Genomic DNA, 14,202 nt, shown 5'->3' with positions numbered 1-14,202 from the left:
AGCTATCAGACCTCCCTCAAAGTTTACAGTTCACAGTTGACAGTTAACAGTTTGTCCCGGACGAAAACGAATGGAACGAATCCCGCCTTTCAGGAATACCACCAATACTACCGATGCCAAATACGACCAATAAGGCAAAAACAAAGGGAACAATCCGTTCTGATTAACGCGGGGCGGCGGGTGGCATTTGTTTTTCGGCGTTTCGGAAAACCTTTTAATGCGAAACGAATCCCTGAATTTTAGCTTTGACGCAATCGTAGGAATTGTTTTCAAAACCAAATCATTTCGAATCCCGCCCGGAGGGAAAGATACCAATAATACCAATGTCCAATATTCACCGCCCCGCCCGGGTTTGAATTGTTTGGGCGCGGGCGACGAATTTTTGGGAAACGACACGATTGGGTTATGAAGGTTTTAATCGTGGAGTCGTATCGCACGTTCAATTCATTCAATCCTTTCAATTCGAACAAGTCGACAGTTATCAGTTTTCAGTTATCAGTTGACAGTACGAGGCGGGCGAGCGGCCGCTCGCCCTACCCCTGCCCACCCAATAGATTCCGGCATTTCCCGGGATCGGTGGACAATTTCGTGGGGAGGAGATTGCCACCCCCGATTTCATCGGGGGCTCGCAAAGACAGTGAAGGGTAGGATTTGTTGGGCGAGCGATATTATAGCACAAGGGTTCGTTAGGGGTGTCAAGCGTTTCGTGTCGTTTTTGGCTAAATATTTTTGGTACATATCCCTTAGGGACAAGTATTGCGTTTAAATAGCTTAGGGATATAATAAAGGCACGGCGGATTGATCATCCCGCTTTAGTTAGGTGTCGACCGATAGAACGGCGGCACTATCACTTTTTGCCCGTTCACGTATTTTGTATATCCGTGAACATAGACGATCTTTTTATCCCCTTGTGTTTTAGCCATCGTCTTCTCCTTTCTCGGCTATTAGCCGCGCCTTTTCAGCTAAATTGCCAAGTGGATTAGACGTAGGATTCCGCCGTGCCTACCCTTTCGGGTGAGTTTATTCTACTCTCAAAAATAAGTCTGTCAATGAAATAGTTCTATGTAAGTTGGGACGTTTGAAGTATACTACTCTTCAAATTGTAGTTTATTTGGGAGCTTTGATTGTGGCAATAACTGATTGGGGTAGTCCTACTTCAATCGTAACGCTTGCCATTTTGATTTTAACGGCGATCATTTTACCTTTAATCAGATGGGGATATTCAACTAATCTTAAACACAATCCATTCAAGATTGAGCATGGATATAAAAAGGGATCCATTTCAGATCCAACCGATGCTGATATTAGAGGGGGGAGGGCACAAGAAGCACTTCCTCAAAACTGGTTACGCCAAGACCAAATAAGACTGATCAAGCATTCTCAAAAAGACGACAGGCATGTCATATTTTTAGAATTACAACCCAGAAAATCTTGGAGTGTCGATGGAATCTCCTTGAGATTGGTTGGGGATGACAAAAATAAACCCAGGCTGATTAAGATATCGGACTTAAACCAACAATCGTTAAATATAACTAAGACATATGGTAAAAGATTAGGTGATGTTGATATTTGGTACTCGCCCGAATTACATAGCCACAAAAATAAAACCCTTGATTATTTGGTACAATTCTTTACGAACGGGGAATGGAACGGGGATTTAGTAACAACGATTCATCTGTTTAACGAATCGTCACGTCAACTTAAATCCTTCGAGTTGAAGGTTGTAGATGAAACAGCAAAATGAAAGTATTACGCGAGATCAATTTTTCAAGGACTTAAAGAAGGCTTGCTCGCGATCTGACCAAGGAAAGACTGAAACATCGGAGTCTCGTCCTGGCGATGATTGTAACGAAACGCATACTCATTCACATAGTTCTGCAAATACTTGGGTGAAACAGCGTGGTAAACACCCGAAATCCCGCGCTTCATCAAGGACCAAAAACCCTCAATAGTATTCGTGTGAACGTCCTCGCGTACCCATTCGTCATTATCGTGATCTACAGTCTCGTGTTCACCAACGTAGAAATCTAATCCATCATATCCTCGATAATTGTCTGTGTATAGCTTGGTATGCCAGTCAACGTGATTGTTGATAAACGGTTGAAGTGAATTACATTTGCAATCACCGACCACTTTAGCGGCTATCTTTCCTTTGCGCTCCACAATACCGACAACGGGAGTTTTACCCGCAGCACCACGTCCGCGCTTGCCCTTCCTTGCGCCACCGATATATGTCTCGTCAGCCTCTGCTTGCCCCTTAAATACGCCTACATTCTCTTGAAGTAGTGTCCTTATATGGTGAAACATTCGCCACGCTGTTTTATAGGTTACGCCTGTCTCGCGTTGAATTTGCTTGGCAGAGATCCCGCACCTTGTTTGGCTCATCAGGAATATGGCATAAAACCAAGTCTTAAGAGATGTACTGGATTTCTCAAAGATTGTACCAACCATCGGATAGACTTGAGTTCCGCAATTATCACAAACAAAACAGGCGCGGTTGGTAACGCGATGATGCTTAGTTACCTTGCCACAAGCCTTGCAAGTAATCCCTTCAGGATACAGATAACCTCTTAACCATTCGAGACAAGAGGCATCATCGGGAAAGTCCTTGTTGAAGTCTTTGATTGTGTAGCGTTCCATAGTCAACCCCTTTGGAGTAAATTATGAGATCAATCGTTACTGATTCTTGGTACTACCATAATCTGCAAGATAAGAGTGAATGCGCTCAACATCAGACTTCGATTCCACAGAAATATAGGCTGCTATCCAATATCGTTTCTTGTTTTCGTCGATGTATTCGCCGCTTTTACCAAAAATCTCGACACCGCGAGTCGCAATAGGAAGTTCCCTGTTAATGATGTCGCGTTCAAGTTCTTTAAGGTTGTTTATCATCGTGTATCTAAGTTCTGAATCCAGCACTTGAACACCTCTCTAACTTATTAAACCCAGTCTAGCATAGGTGAGTACTTGTTGTCAAGGGATAATTACCATATTTTTTATCGAGAAAATGCCGGTGGAATCCTCCTCTCATGATATAATAATGCACTTTTCTGAGGATGTCGTATGAATACGGGACACGAACCGAGTGAAGATAGTTACCGGATCAAGATCACCAAAAACGGACCCTATGTAGTGAGCGGCGGCCTGCCGCTTGCCGAACAGATCATTTGCCAGGACGCGGAGGGTCATTGCCACGGCTGGCGCCAGGGAAAGGTATTTGAAGTTCCTGAAACATACACCCTGTGCCGGTGCGGCAAGTCGAAGAATAAGCCGTTCTGCGATGGATCACATTACCGGTCGGGTTTCGACGGTACCGAAACTGCCAGCCGTGCGTCTTTTTCCACTCAATCAGTCGAAGTCGTAGGTCCGGATTTGACCTTATCTGAAGTGCCGATTCTATGCGCCGAAGCGCGTTTCTGCCAGCGAGCCGGAGACACCTGGCACCTGGTGAAAAAATCGGACGATCAGGAATGCCGTAAGATCGCCATTGAAGAAGCGTCAGAGTGCCCGTCCGGAAGAATCGTTTTGAAAGACAAGGACGGTAACGTTATCGAGCCCGAGTTAACGCCTTCGATCGGGCTTATCGAGGACGTTCCGGCCGGGTTTTCAGGTCCAATCTGGGTGCGGGGCGGCATCCCCATCGAATCGTCCGATGGCTTCGATTACGAACGGCGTAACAGGGTTACCCTCTGCCGCTGCGGCCATTCCAGCAACATGCCTTTTTGCGACGGCAGCCACCTGGAATTCAAATTCAGATCGAGCGAATAACAGACAGGGCGCCTTTGGGGGCGCCCTGTTCATCAACCAGATACGAAGATCAGCCGCTGAGCAGTTCCTGCTCTTTGTCCTTGCCCAGTTTCTCAGCCCTGGCGGTGTAGGCGTCGGTAACTTTCTGAAGCTGGTCCTGGGACCTTTTGCTCTCATCCTGTGACAACTCTTTGTCTTTTTCCAGTTTCTTGATCTGTTCCAGGGCATCGCGCCGCAAGTTACGGATGGCCACTTTATCTTCCTCGACGCGCTTATGCACCATTTTGGTCAGGTCCAACCGGCGCTCCTGGGATAACGGAGGGATGATGAGGCGAATCACTTGACCGTCACTGGAAGGCGTCAAACCCAGGTCCGACTTCATCAGCGCTTTTTCAACATGACCCACCATGGTCCGGTCCCAGGGCTGAATCAAAATCTGCCGGGCGTCCGGGACCGAAATATTCGCCAGGTGATGGATCGGTGTCGGCGTGCCGGCGTAATCAACCCTGACATGCTCGATAATAGCCGCCGAAGCCCGGCCGGTCCTGATGGCTCCCAATTCCCTGTGGAGCACATCTATCGAGGTGGACATTTTCCTTTCGATCTGCTGCATGATCTCGGCTACAGTCATGGCGTTACACCTTCACTCGAAATTAACGTGCCGACAGCCTCCCCGGCGACGGCCCGCTCCAGATTACCCGGGGCGGTCATGTCGAAAACAATGATGGGAAGTTTGTTTTCAAGGCAAAGGGACAGCGCGGTGGAATCCATCACCATCAGCCTTTTGGACAAAGCCTCGATGTGGGTTAAACGATCGAACTTCACCGCGTCTTTGTGCTTCAGAGGATCGGCCGAATACACGCCGTCAACTCTGTTTTTCGCCATCAGGAGCACCTGGGCCTCTATTTCGATCGCCCGCAGCGCCGCGGCCGTATCCGTGGTCATGTAGGGGTTGCCCGTACCTCCGGCAAAGATGACCACGCGGCCTTTTTCCATATGGCGGATGGCCCGCCGGTAGATGAAGGGCTCAGCGACCTGCTGAACGGTTATGGCAGACTGGGTGCGGGTGGTAACGCCTTCTTTTTCCAGGCTGTCCTGAAGAGCCAGCGCGTTGATGACGGTGGCCAGCATACCGGCGTAGTCAGCGGTGACCCTGTCGATACCGTGCCTGGAAACGGTGGCGCCGCGCCAGATGTTCCCCGCTCCGACAACGATACCAACCTGAACGCCCATCTGAGAAAGGGCCTTTATCTGCCGGGCAATGCCCCTGACGATGGGAATGTCGATGATAGAGTTGCCGGTTCCGGCGAACGCTTCGCCGGAAAGTTTAAGGAGAACCCGACGGTATTTCAGTTCGGTCAAGTCAGTCGGCTCCCGTTTTTTATTACACGTCCCGGAGGACGAAAGGCGCTTATTAACAATCGCGGCGCCGTAGTCCCAGAGGACACGCGCGCCGCGAGATCAAGCCTAGGTTAACCGCCCAGTTCGAACCTGACAAACCTTTTAAGGCGGATATTCTCACCGGTGCGCGCAATACCCTCGGTAATAAGATCTTTGATCGTCCTCGAAGGATCCTTGATGAAAGGTTGAAGCATCAAGCAAGCGCTGCTGGCTTCAACTTCACAGGTCTCCGGACGGTCGGACTCGTTGACGTAGATCGGGCACATAGCGGCCACCTGCATCGCAACGTCATGAGCCAGTTTTTTGAATTCGTCAGTCCTGGCGACAAAGTCGGTTTCGCAATTGAGTTCGATCAGGGAACCAACGCGCCCGCCGGTATGCACGTACGCTTCAACCAGGCCCTGTCCGGTGACCCTCTCGGCTTTTTTGGCAGCCTTTAAAAAGCCCTTGGCCTGAAGGGCCTCGAATGCTTTGTTGACGTCACCCTGCGATTCGACCAGGGCATTCCGGCATTCCATAACGCCCGCGCCGCATTTTTCGCGCAGTTCTTTTACTTGTTCGGCTGATATCTGCAATTTCATAAACCTCTAATTAATTCAGCTTAGGCACCGAGTTCGGCGTCGGCAGCCTGTTTTTCAAGGAGTTCGGCCTCGGCCGGGGCATTGTTCACCTGTTCGACCTCGACCTTGGAAAGCCCTTCTCTGGCGGCGATAGCGGTGTCGGCGACTTTGCCGAGAACCAGCTTGATGGCCCTCATGGCGTCGTCGTTCGAGGGAATCGGATAATCAATACCCTCCGGGCTGCAGTTGGTGTCGACCATGGCGACGATCGGGATACCCATGCGCCGGGCTTCCGCCAGGGCGATCTTCTCTTTAGTCGGGTCAACAATGAGAATGACATCCGGTAAGGCAGTCATTTCTTTGAAGCCGCCCATCATCTTGTTCAGACGGGCCATTTCATCGGCCAGGTTCTGCTGTTCCTTCTTGGGCAGGCGGGCCAATTCGCCCCGGGCCTGCTGGTCTTCCAGCCTGACCAGGTAATCAATCCGGTTTTGAATGGCGGCAAAATTGGTGAGGATACCGCCGATCCATCTCTGGTTAATGTAGTACAGGCCGCCGCGCTTGGCTTCCTCAGCGACGATTTCCTGGGCCTGCTTTTTGGTGCCCACGACGAGGATTTTGCCGCCCTCGGACACAATTTTATCGACAAACGCCAGCGCCTTATCCAGCATGACGACCGTCTTTTCCAGGTCGATAATGTGGATATCGTTACGCTTGGTGAAGATGTACTTCTTCATTTTGGGGTGCCAGCGGCTGGTCTGGTGACCGAAGTGCGCCCCGGACTCTAGTAATTCCTTAATGGTGGTTGTGGTCGGCAAGTGATCTCCTCCTAAATTTAGGCACGCGTATTTAGCCAAGTGGTAAGTATAACACAGCAGTATATCACAACGCCATAAGCCGGGCAACGGAAATAAACCGGTGCTTGCGCCCCGGATCCGCCTTCGGCGGGCAGCAAGAGACTAGCCGCCGTGCGGGGTTCCCGGGGGATTTAGACGGTTTGGTTGATCTTCGCCCGGGAAAGTCTGCCGGGAAGCCCTAGATTCAAACTCCGGTTTGGACAGGGCCATGAAAACCAGGGCGGGAATAGCGGTGGGTAAAAAGACAAACAAGCCAACGATCGAACCCGCCAAACCCAAACCCCATGCCCTACGTTTGAGGGCATAAGCACCTGCCACGATAATGAAAATGGAGAGAAGTATGCCCGCTACAGCCATGAAGGAGAAAACCCCGGTCATCAAATCTGCGGCCGCCTGTATCTCAGCCGGAGTGAGGGTGGTATCAGGTTGAAAAGCCGGATCGGTCATGGTCCGGTGGATCAAAGGAATAAAGGCGAGTAAAGCCAGGGAACCCAGAATCCCGATACTGCCAGTAATTATGGTCAGTATTCCGGCGGGTTGCGATTTATTGGCCATCAGATTTTCTCCAGTGTTTTGGCGGCGTATCTAAGTATACCATTGATAACCGGGGTGAGGCCGTTCAGGTCATAAAACTGACCTGGATCATGGACACCAGGTTCCAGGTGGCGTGGATTACAAGCGGAGCATACAAAGAGCCCGTCCTCAGCCGGACGGTGGCCAGCACCAGTCCGAGGACCATGATCACGCCCCTGTCGAAGCCGCCGTACTGGGCATGCAGCAGCCCCCACCATACGGATGGCAGGATTATGGCGAGCGCGGGACCAAGGCGGGTCCGGAGGAATCCTTGAAACATGAAACCGCGGAACATGACCTCTTCAAAAACCGGCGCAACCGCAACCACGGCAAACCAAACGAAAACCGGCCACACTCCTTCGTAAACCGGACCTGTCTGAGGGTTTGGCGCGTTCCTGAAGGAGTCAACCAGCGCGCTCACACCGATAAGTCCGAGAGTCAGGATGATAAGTTGACCGATCGTTTTCAATGGAATCGGCTTCAGAGCCAGGTATTCCTTAATGGTCGCGCCGCGGCGGGCGAGGATCAACCCGCCGATAACCGCCACCGAAACGATGTCCGAGACGATGACAGAGGTGACCACCACCGCGTTGAACTGGGTGCCGAGGCTGTTGAAAATGTAGTCCGTCCAGTTGAAATTGGGATTGGAAATAAGTTTCAAGTCGATCACGGCGAGCACGGCCAATATCCCGGCGATACCGTTGACGAGACCGATCACCAGGCTGAAACCAAGAGTCGCCCAAAAATGCCAAACGGATAAGCTTGGCGCCTCAGCGAGTTCCGCTGATGATTCCGGGAGAAGGGCCGTATCCTCCCCCGGTTTCGAAGGGGTCTCTTGTGTCGACATCGCTTCAGGATAGCCTCAGGTTGAAGCCATGTCAATCGACAGAAAGTACTTTATGCCTTGACTTTGGATGTCGCCCTGATTAGACTCATACCTCATATGATCGTTATCGGATTAACCGGCGGTATCGGCAGCGGCAAGAGCACCGTCGGCGCCATGCTCAAAGACCTGGGCGCGGCATTTATCGACGCCGACAAGGTCGGCCACCGATTGCTCAGGGAAGACAACGATATCAAATGGGCCATCGTCTCCGCCTTCGGGGAAGGAATCCTCGACGCCAATGAAGCCATTGACCGGAAAACACTGGCGGGGATAGTTTTCTGCGATCCCGAAGCGCTGAAACGGCTCAACGCTATTACCCACCCGGCGATAAGCCAGGCGGTGTCAGAAGAAGTGGCGGAGCTACGTTCCCAAGGATTAAAAGCGGTCGTCGTCGAAGCGGCTTTGCTGGTCGAAGCGGGTTGGATGGAGCAGACCGACGTAATCTGGCTTACCGTCGCTCCCGGCGACGTCATCCTGCAAAGGCTGGTGGACCGGATGGGTTACTCGGATGCCGAGGCCCGGTCCCGGATCGCCTGCCAGACTTCGGACGAAAACCGGAGGCGTCACGCCACCGCGGTGATCGACACCAACACCTCAATTGACGAACTCAAGGCCAAAGTCACCGGCATGTACCGGGCGCTCAAGGTCTGACTTTCAGGTAACCCAGACCTTCTTTCAGAGCCAAGGGTTTAAAGCCGAACTCTTTTTCCACCGAATCAACGCCGGTGATGTTGGGGATCTCCATCGACTTGAATTCAACCATGGTGATCGGAGGGTTCTTTAACAAAGCATCCATCACGGCCACCCCCGGCCGCATCAACCACCGGGGAACATGTATCTTGGCTTTCTTTTCATCAAGAGCCGCCAGGATCGCATCGATAGTCTCCTCATAGGTCAAAATCTCAGGCCCGCCGATCTCGATGCTTCGACCGCTTTTCTCCCCTGATACCAACTTCATCACGCAACTTGTCACATCGCCAACCCAGATGGGTTGCAGCTCGCTCTTGCCGTCTCCCGCGATGGGCACGATAAACGGAGCGATGTGGATCGAACGGACCAGCGAGGCGATAAATCCGGCGCCTTCGCCAAACATTACCGAAGGCTGGAGGATGGAGAAGTCCAAGCCGCTGTTCTTCACGATTTCCATTCCCAGCCATTTGGAATTGAGGTACCGGTAGGCGGGGTCCGGGGTCGCTCCCAAGGCGCCCATGTGGATAAATCGCCGGACACCCGAGGATTTGGCGGCTTCAACCATATTGCTTGTTCCGGTTACATTGATATCTTCAAAAGTGGCATTCTTCGGTTCTCTGATCACCGCCACCAGGTGGATGACCGTATCCACACCCCGGCAAGCCGCCGCAAGGCTGCCGGGATCCGTGACGTTACCGATAGCGAGTTCGGCTCCCGGGGCTTTTATCCTGGCGCCCTCCGCTTCATTGGTGACCAGGCAGCGCAGGGGCTGCCCCGTTGCTCTGAGTTTAGGGATCAGGTGACTGGCAACAAAACCGCTGGCGCCGGTAATGAGGATCATGATCTACCTCCTGCCCGAACTACTTCAAGCATAGCACCTTATATCGGCGCGGGATAGAACTTTCACGAGAATATTTAGTCGGCCTTCCGGATTAAGCCCGATTGAGTGATATAATCGAAATTGAGGCGAATATCATGCATCCAGCACTATTGTGGGAAACACTTCCGGACAAACGGGTCAAATGTCATACCTGCCAGTGGTATTGTGAGATCAACGAGGGTAAACTCGGTGTCTGCCGCATGTATCAGAACCGGGGCGGCGAACTCTTCAACCTGAACTACGCCAGAGTCTCGTCGCTGGCTATCGATCCGATCGAAAAGAAGCCGTTGTATCACTTTCATCCCGGTACCGACGTGTTTTCACTGGGCTCCTGGGGCTGCAATCTCCACTGCCAGGGATGCCAGAACTGGGAGATCGCCTGCCCGGAGACGGATGAAGGTTTAAAGAACTCCCGGGAGGTTTTGCCTGAGCAAGCCGTAGCAACGGCACAAAATTCCGGGAGCGCCGGGATTGCCTGGACCTACAACGAGCCTTCGGTATGGCTTGAATACACCCTTGAATGCGCCAAACTGGCGAAGGAAAAAGGCCTTTATACCGTTTACGTTACTAACGGCTATGCCTCACACGAGCACCTCGACACCATCGGACCCTATCTCGATGCCTGGCGGGTGGATGTTAAGGGATTCAACGACGAAACGTACAAAAAGATCGGCAAAGTGCCCCATTTCGAGGGCATTCTGTCTACCGCGGAGCGGGCAAAATTGAAGTGGGGGATGCACGTTGAGGTGGTGACAAACGTCACCCCCGGCGTCAACGATGATGATGCTCAGATTAAAGGAATAGCGGAATGGATCGCCCGCAAACTGGGAAAGGACACGCCCTGGCACATAACGCGCTTTCACCCTCACCGACTAATGCGAGATTATCCGGCAACGCCGATCGACACCCTCGAACACGCCTACGAACACGCTAAGGCGGCCGGGTTGAACTTTGTTTATCTGGGCAATGTGCCCGGCAATGAACACTCTGATACGATATGTCCTTATTGCGGCAACCGGGCTGTCATAAGGACCGGGTTTTCTTCCCGTGTGATCGGTTTGAACGGGTCGAAATGCGCTAACTGCGGAACCGACCTGAATTTCAGGGTTTAGGAGCTAATTATGGCATCAGTACGTCCCCCAATCGCTTCCGGAAGGTTCTATCCAGGCACCAGCGAGCAAATCAGAGCCCTGATCGATAGTTTCGCGGAAGACATCGAGGGTAAAACCGACGCGGTAGGGGTTGTCGCCCCGCACGCCGGATATATTTATTCGGGTTCGGTGGCTGCCGCGGTTTTTTCCCGCATCGAGACGGCTGACACCTACATCATACTGGGACCGAACCACACCGGCATGGGCAAACCGTTCTCAATAATGACGCTGGGGTCATTTCAAACGCCCCTTGGAAACGTCCCGATAGATTCAGCTTTAGCCCAGAACGTATTGGCTAAATCCAAGAATCTACAGGAAGACCGTACGGCGCACCAGAATGAGCACGCCATAGAGGTTCAGTTGCCGCTGCTGCAGTATTTCAAACCGGATCTCAAGATCGTACCGATCATCCTTTCAGTAGCTACCCTTGAGATCTACCGCGAAATCGGCGGGGCTATCGCCCAGGCAATACAGGAATCAGAAGGGAAAAAAATACTCATCGTCGCTTCGTCGGACATGACGCACTACGAATCACAAGAAACCGCTTCCGCAAAAGACCACCGGGCGATCGAAGAAATCCTCAAGCTGGACGAAGAAGGGCTCCTCAACAGGGTGGTCAAGGAGCGCATTTCGATGTGCGGCTACGCGCCCGTGGTGACGATGCTGACCGCGGCAAAAATTCTCGGCGCAAAAGCCGCCGAACTGGTGCGATACCAAACATCGGGGGACGCATCCGGGGACTATTCGGCGGTAGTTGGTTACGCCGGGGTCATTGTCAGCCGCTACGAGATGTCACCGCTGGTAAAACTTGCCAAGGCAACCGTCGAGGCCTACGTGACAGAACGGAGAGTCACCAAACCGCCCGAAGAGTTAACACCGGAAATGAAAGAACGCGCGGGGGTCTTTGTGTCGATCAAGAAAGACGGTCAACTACGCGGCTGCATAGGCACGTTCGAGCCGACCCGGCCGAATGTCGCTGAAGAGATCATTGCCAACGCTATCTCCGCCGCTACCCGCGACCCGCGATTTTTGCCAATTACGCCGCAGGAACTCGATCGCCTTTCGATCAGCGTGGACGTCCTTACCAAACCCGAACCCGCCGAATTCAGCGAGTTGGATCCCAAGAAGTATGGGGTGATCGCCGAATGCGGCTGGCGGCGCGGCTTACTGTTGCCTGATCTAGAGGGTGTTGACACCGCAAATGAACAGGTAAGCATCTGCTGCCAGAAAGCCGGCATTTCTCCAAACGAGCCGATCACGCTTTCAACGTTCCAGGTGAAGCGGTACCGGTAAAAGGATTATAATCAGCCGGTAATATCAGGCGGAGCCGAATGGCCGTAGAAACTGACACTGAGAATGGAGTGTACCGCGAGGAAATCCCGGTACCTGCCATGGTTTGGTTGGCGATCGGGCTGGTAACTGGGGCAGGCGTTTTGACCGTCCTGGCCTTTATCAATCCATTCGCATCAAGCGGCTCCGATTTAGCCGGTGGTTTATTCATACCTGCCGCCTTATTTTTGATCCTCGCGGCTTTTGCGGCATCTTTCGGTCGGTTCAAGATATTCGCAACTAACCGGCGGTTCACCATTAGCGCCGGCATGAATGCCCAGTCAGTTTCTTGGAGAGACATCGAATCAGCGGCCGAGGATCTTAGTCCCCACCCTGCGGGGAACCCATTGACCGCAACCCTGGGCGAGATCGCCGGGCAACCGGGAATTATCTACGCCATAGGCGCTCTCCGGAGGATCGAACTGGTGCTCAAGAGTGAAAAGCTGCGTTACCTCGTCTTTCCAACACGGCATTCCGATATCCTGCTCGGTCTGATTCGAAAAATGTCCCGGGAGGCCCGCCAGACCGAAGCCAGCAAATCGGAGCTCTCAAGCTTTCTAACCGATGACGACTCCGGCGACTGCGGGCAGCCGGATGGCATCGGAGGCCCTCCCCCGTTCCCGATACCGTTGTGATCTATTCCGGTGGGCCAATGGGGAATTATTAACGAACGTTGCCAACTTAAACCCGAAACAAACCAACAAATCCAGGATTGGGGAAATCTTCGCGAGAGGCTGAAAAATGCCCCGGGATATGTTTGAAGCCCATTTTGAGAAACTACGGGACCAGGCCGCGCCACTGGCCGCCCGGATGCGCCCGAGGACGCTCGACGAATACGTCGGCCAGGAGCACCTGGTAGCCGAGGGTCACGCGCTGAGACGCGCCATCGACGCGGGTGAATTGCCTTCGATAATCCTTTGGGGACCACCGGGATCAGGCAAGACCACCCTGGCTAATCTGATGGCCAAGGCTACCAACGCCCATTTTGCCCAGGTCAGCGCGGTGTCCGCGGGCGTCGCCGATCTGCGAAAAAACATCGACGAAGCCAAACAGCGGCGGCTGGCGCAAAACCAGAAGACCATCCTTTTTATAGATGAAATCCACCGCTTCAACAAGGGCCAGCAGGATACGATACTCCCTTACGTAGAAGACGGCACAGTTACCCTTATCGGCGCAACGACGGAGAATCCATCGTTCGAAGTTATTTCTCCCCTTTTGTCCAGGGCTCGCACCTACGTCCTCAAGGGACTGACCGGGGAGCAAATGCGGACCATCCTCGACCGGACGATTGCCGATACAGAACGCGGCATCGGCGCTTCGAATGTCGTCCTGACCGACGACGCGGCCAACCACATAATAAACCTGGCATCCGGAGACGCGAGAATAGCTCTCAACATCCTGGAACTGTCAGCCCGCACCACGCCACCCGATGAAAAAGGGAAAAGGCAGTTAACTATCGAGGCCATCGAAGACGCCGCGCAGTCAAAGACCCTCCTTTACGACCGGGCAGGGGAGCAGCATTACGATATCATCTCTGCTTTACATAAATCTCTCAGAGGGTCCGACCCGGATGCATCACTATACTGGCTGGGGCGGATGCTGGAGGCGGGGGAAGACCCGCTGTACGTTGTCCGTCGCTTGATCCGGTTTGCCTCGGAAGATATTGGAATGGCCGATCCTCAAGCCCTGGTGATAGCCATGGCCGCTCAGCAGGCGGTTCATTTCGTGGGGATGCCTGAATGCAACGTGGCTTTGGCTCAATGCGTCGTTTACCTGGCTACGGCTCCAAAAAGTAACTCGCTTTACGTTGCATACAAACGAGTGCAGGAAACCATTTCCAAAAACCCGATCGAGCCGGTGCCCCTCCACCTCCGCAACGCTCCCACCGGATTGATGAAGGACCTTGGCTACGGCAAGGGCTACAAGTACGCCCATGACTTCCCCGGCGGGTTTGTGAAGCAGCAGAACCTGCCGGATTCACTCAAGAATAAGCGTTTCTATTTCCCGACCGAAATAGGGCAAGAGAAGGTTATCTCTACCAGGCTTAAGAACTGGTTTCCCGGGAGGGAAGAGAAGAAACCGGAATAAGTCAAATCAATTCGGTCGTCGTGCAGGGGCTGGTATTTCT

At 52.8% G+C, this 14,202-nt stretch carries 16 protein-coding genes; 7 read left to right on the top strand and 9 right to left on the bottom strand.

The window, feature by feature from the left end; genetic code table 11:
- Positions 1-1,126 precede the first annotated feature (1,126 nt).
- Entirely contained in the window at positions 1,127-1,744 is a 618-nt protein-coding gene (locus tag Dform_RS06365; protein WP_145925541.1) for a hypothetical protein, read from the top strand.
- A 23-nt stretch (positions 1,745-1,767) separates the two neighbouring features.
- Here the strand turns inward: Dform_RS06365 and Dform_RS06360 are convergent, their stop codons facing one another.
- Together Dform_RS06360 and Dform_RS06355 are read right to left on the bottom strand one after the other, a co-directional pair.
- Complete coding sequence (locus Dform_RS06360) at positions 1,768-2,640, bottom strand: IS1595 family transposase (RefSeq protein WP_076004274.1); 873 nt, start codon at positions 2,638-2,640, stop codon at positions 1,768-1,770.
- 36 nt (positions 2,641-2,676) lie between these two features.
- A complete protein-coding gene (locus tag Dform_RS06355; protein WP_145925540.1) occupies positions 2,677-2,919 on the bottom strand; it encodes a hypothetical protein in 243 nt (80 codons plus the stop codon).
- 144 nt (positions 2,920-3,063) lie between these two features.
- Between Dform_RS06355 and Dform_RS06350 the strand changes: the two genes are divergently transcribed.
- Positions 3,064-3,768: a CDGSH iron-sulfur domain-containing protein gene (locus tag Dform_RS06350; protein WP_076004272.1), complete on the top strand. Its 705-nt coding sequence runs from the start codon at positions 3,064-3,066 to the stop codon at positions 3,766-3,768.
- Positions 3,769-3,817: 49 nt separating this feature from the next.
- Here the strand turns inward: Dform_RS06350 and frr are convergent, their stop codons facing one another.
- The 6 genes from frr to Dform_RS06320 form a co-directional block, all read right to left on the bottom strand.
- Positions 3,818-4,378, bottom strand: coding sequence for a ribosome recycling factor (gene frr / locus Dform_RS06345; protein WP_076004271.1), 561 nt, complete (start codon positions 4,376-4,378; stop codon positions 3,818-3,820).
- Positions 4,375-5,109: a UMP kinase gene (pyrH, locus tag Dform_RS06340; protein ID WP_076004270.1), complete on the bottom strand. Its 735-nt coding sequence runs from the start codon at positions 5,107-5,109 to the stop codon at positions 4,375-4,377. The genes frr and pyrH overlap by 4 nt, the downstream gene beginning before the upstream one ends.
- Before the next feature lie 110 nt (positions 5,110-5,219).
- The gene (locus Dform_RS06335; protein WP_083635485.1) at positions 5,220-5,723 is read right to left on the bottom strand and encodes a translation elongation factor Ts; all 504 of its coding nucleotides are present in this window, start codon (positions 5,721-5,723) and stop codon (positions 5,220-5,222) included.
- A gap of 26 nt (positions 5,724-5,749) precedes the next feature.
- Entirely contained in the window at positions 5,750-6,526 is a 777-nt protein-coding gene (gene rpsB / locus Dform_RS06330) for a 30S ribosomal protein S2 (RefSeq protein WP_076004268.1), read from the bottom strand.
- 141 nt (positions 6,527-6,667) lie between these two features.
- Positions 6,668-7,120 carry a DUF4064 domain-containing protein gene (locus Dform_RS06325; protein WP_076004267.1) on the bottom strand — a complete coding sequence of 151 codons (453 nt, stop codon included), beginning with the start codon at positions 7,118-7,120 and terminating at the stop codon, positions 6,668-6,670.
- Positions 7,121-7,184: 64 nt separating this feature from the next.
- Positions 7,185-7,985, bottom strand: a complete 801-nt coding sequence (locus Dform_RS06320) for a CPBP family intramembrane glutamic endopeptidase (RefSeq protein WP_076004266.1) — start codon at positions 7,983-7,985, stop codon at positions 7,185-7,187.
- A gap of 57 nt (positions 7,986-8,042) precedes the next feature.
- Between Dform_RS06320 and coaE the strand changes: the two genes are divergently transcribed.
- A complete protein-coding gene (coaE, locus tag Dform_RS06315; RefSeq protein WP_145925539.1) occupies positions 8,043-8,675 on the top strand; it encodes a dephospho-CoA kinase in 633 nt (210 codons plus the stop codon).
- Here coaE and Dform_RS06310 read toward each other — a convergent pair.
- On the bottom strand, positions 8,665-9,555 hold the full coding sequence (locus tag Dform_RS06310) for a complex I NDUFA9 subunit family protein (RefSeq protein ID WP_076004264.1): 891 nt from the start codon (positions 9,553-9,555) through the stop codon (positions 8,665-8,667). The two genes, coaE and Dform_RS06310, sit on opposite strands and share 11 nt — an antisense overlap.
- Positions 9,556-9,689: 134 nt before the next feature.
- On the opposite strand from Dform_RS06310, the gene amrS reads away from it, so the two are divergent.
- From amrS to Dform_RS06290, 4 genes are all read left to right on the top strand, one after another.
- Positions 9,690-10,706: an AmmeMemoRadiSam system radical SAM enzyme gene (gene amrS / locus Dform_RS06305; RefSeq protein WP_076004263.1), complete on the top strand. Its 1,017-nt coding sequence runs from the start codon at positions 9,690-9,692 to the stop codon at positions 10,704-10,706.
- Positions 10,707-10,715: 9 nt separating this feature from the next.
- Complete coding sequence (gene amrB, locus Dform_RS06300) at positions 10,716-12,038, top strand: AmmeMemoRadiSam system protein B (RefSeq protein ID WP_076004262.1); 1,323 nt, start codon at positions 10,716-10,718, stop codon at positions 12,036-12,038.
- A 38-nt stretch (positions 12,039-12,076) separates the two neighbouring features.
- Positions 12,077-12,709, top strand: coding sequence for a hypothetical protein (locus tag Dform_RS06295; RefSeq protein ID WP_076004261.1), 633 nt, complete (start codon positions 12,077-12,079; stop codon positions 12,707-12,709).
- 106 nt (positions 12,710-12,815) lie between these two features.
- Complete coding sequence (locus Dform_RS06290) at positions 12,816-14,162, top strand: replication-associated recombination protein A (protein ID WP_076004260.1); 1,347 nt, start codon at positions 12,816-12,818, stop codon at positions 14,160-14,162.
- The last annotated feature ends 40 nt before the right edge of the window (positions 14,163-14,202 follow it).

Source organism: Dehalogenimonas formicexedens (assembly GCF_001953175.1).
GTDB classification, from domain to species: Bacteria; Chloroflexota; Dehalococcoidia; order Dehalococcoidales; family Dehalococcoidaceae; genus Dehalogenimonas; species Dehalogenimonas formicexedens.
Note: the sequence above shows the minus strand (reverse complement) of the source record. Positions and strands in the feature narration are given on the sequence as shown.

Excerpts from the sequence above, each read along its gene's own strand:
- Dform_RS06350 (WP_076004272.1), top strand. The coding sequence starts at position 3,064 with ATGAATACGGGACACGAACCGAGTGAAGATAGTTACCGGATCAAGATC.
- amrS (WP_076004263.1), top strand. The coding sequence starts at position 9,690 with ATGCATCCAGCACTATTGTGGGAAACACTTCCGGACAAACGGGTCAAA.
- Dform_RS06290 (WP_076004260.1), top strand. The coding sequence starts at position 12,816 with ATGCCCCGGGATATGTTTGAAGCCCATTTTGAGAAACTACGGGACCAG.
- Dform_RS06360 (WP_076004274.1), bottom strand. The coding sequence starts at position 2,640 with ATGGAACGCTACACAATCAAAGACTTCAACAAGGACTTTCCCGATGAT.
- Dform_RS06295 (WP_076004261.1), top strand. The coding sequence starts at position 12,077 with ATGGCCGTAGAAACTGACACTGAGAATGGAGTGTACCGCGAGGAAATC.
- Dform_RS06310 (WP_076004264.1), bottom strand. The coding sequence starts at position 9,555 with ATGATCCTCATTACCGGCGCCAGCGGTTTTGTTGCCAGTCACCTGATC.
- frr (WP_076004271.1), bottom strand. The coding sequence starts at position 4,378 with ATGACTGTAGCCGAGATCATGCAGCAGATCGAAAGGAAAATGTCCACC.
- Dform_RS06320 (WP_076004266.1), bottom strand. The coding sequence starts at position 7,985 with ATGTCGACACAAGAGACCCCTTCGAAACCGGGGGAGGATACGGCCCTT.
- Dform_RS06325 (WP_076004267.1), bottom strand. The coding sequence starts at position 7,120 with ATGGCCAATAAATCGCAACCCGCCGGAATACTGACCATAATTACTGGC.
- amrB (WP_076004262.1), top strand. The coding sequence starts at position 10,716 with ATGGCATCAGTACGTCCCCCAATCGCTTCCGGAAGGTTCTATCCAGGC.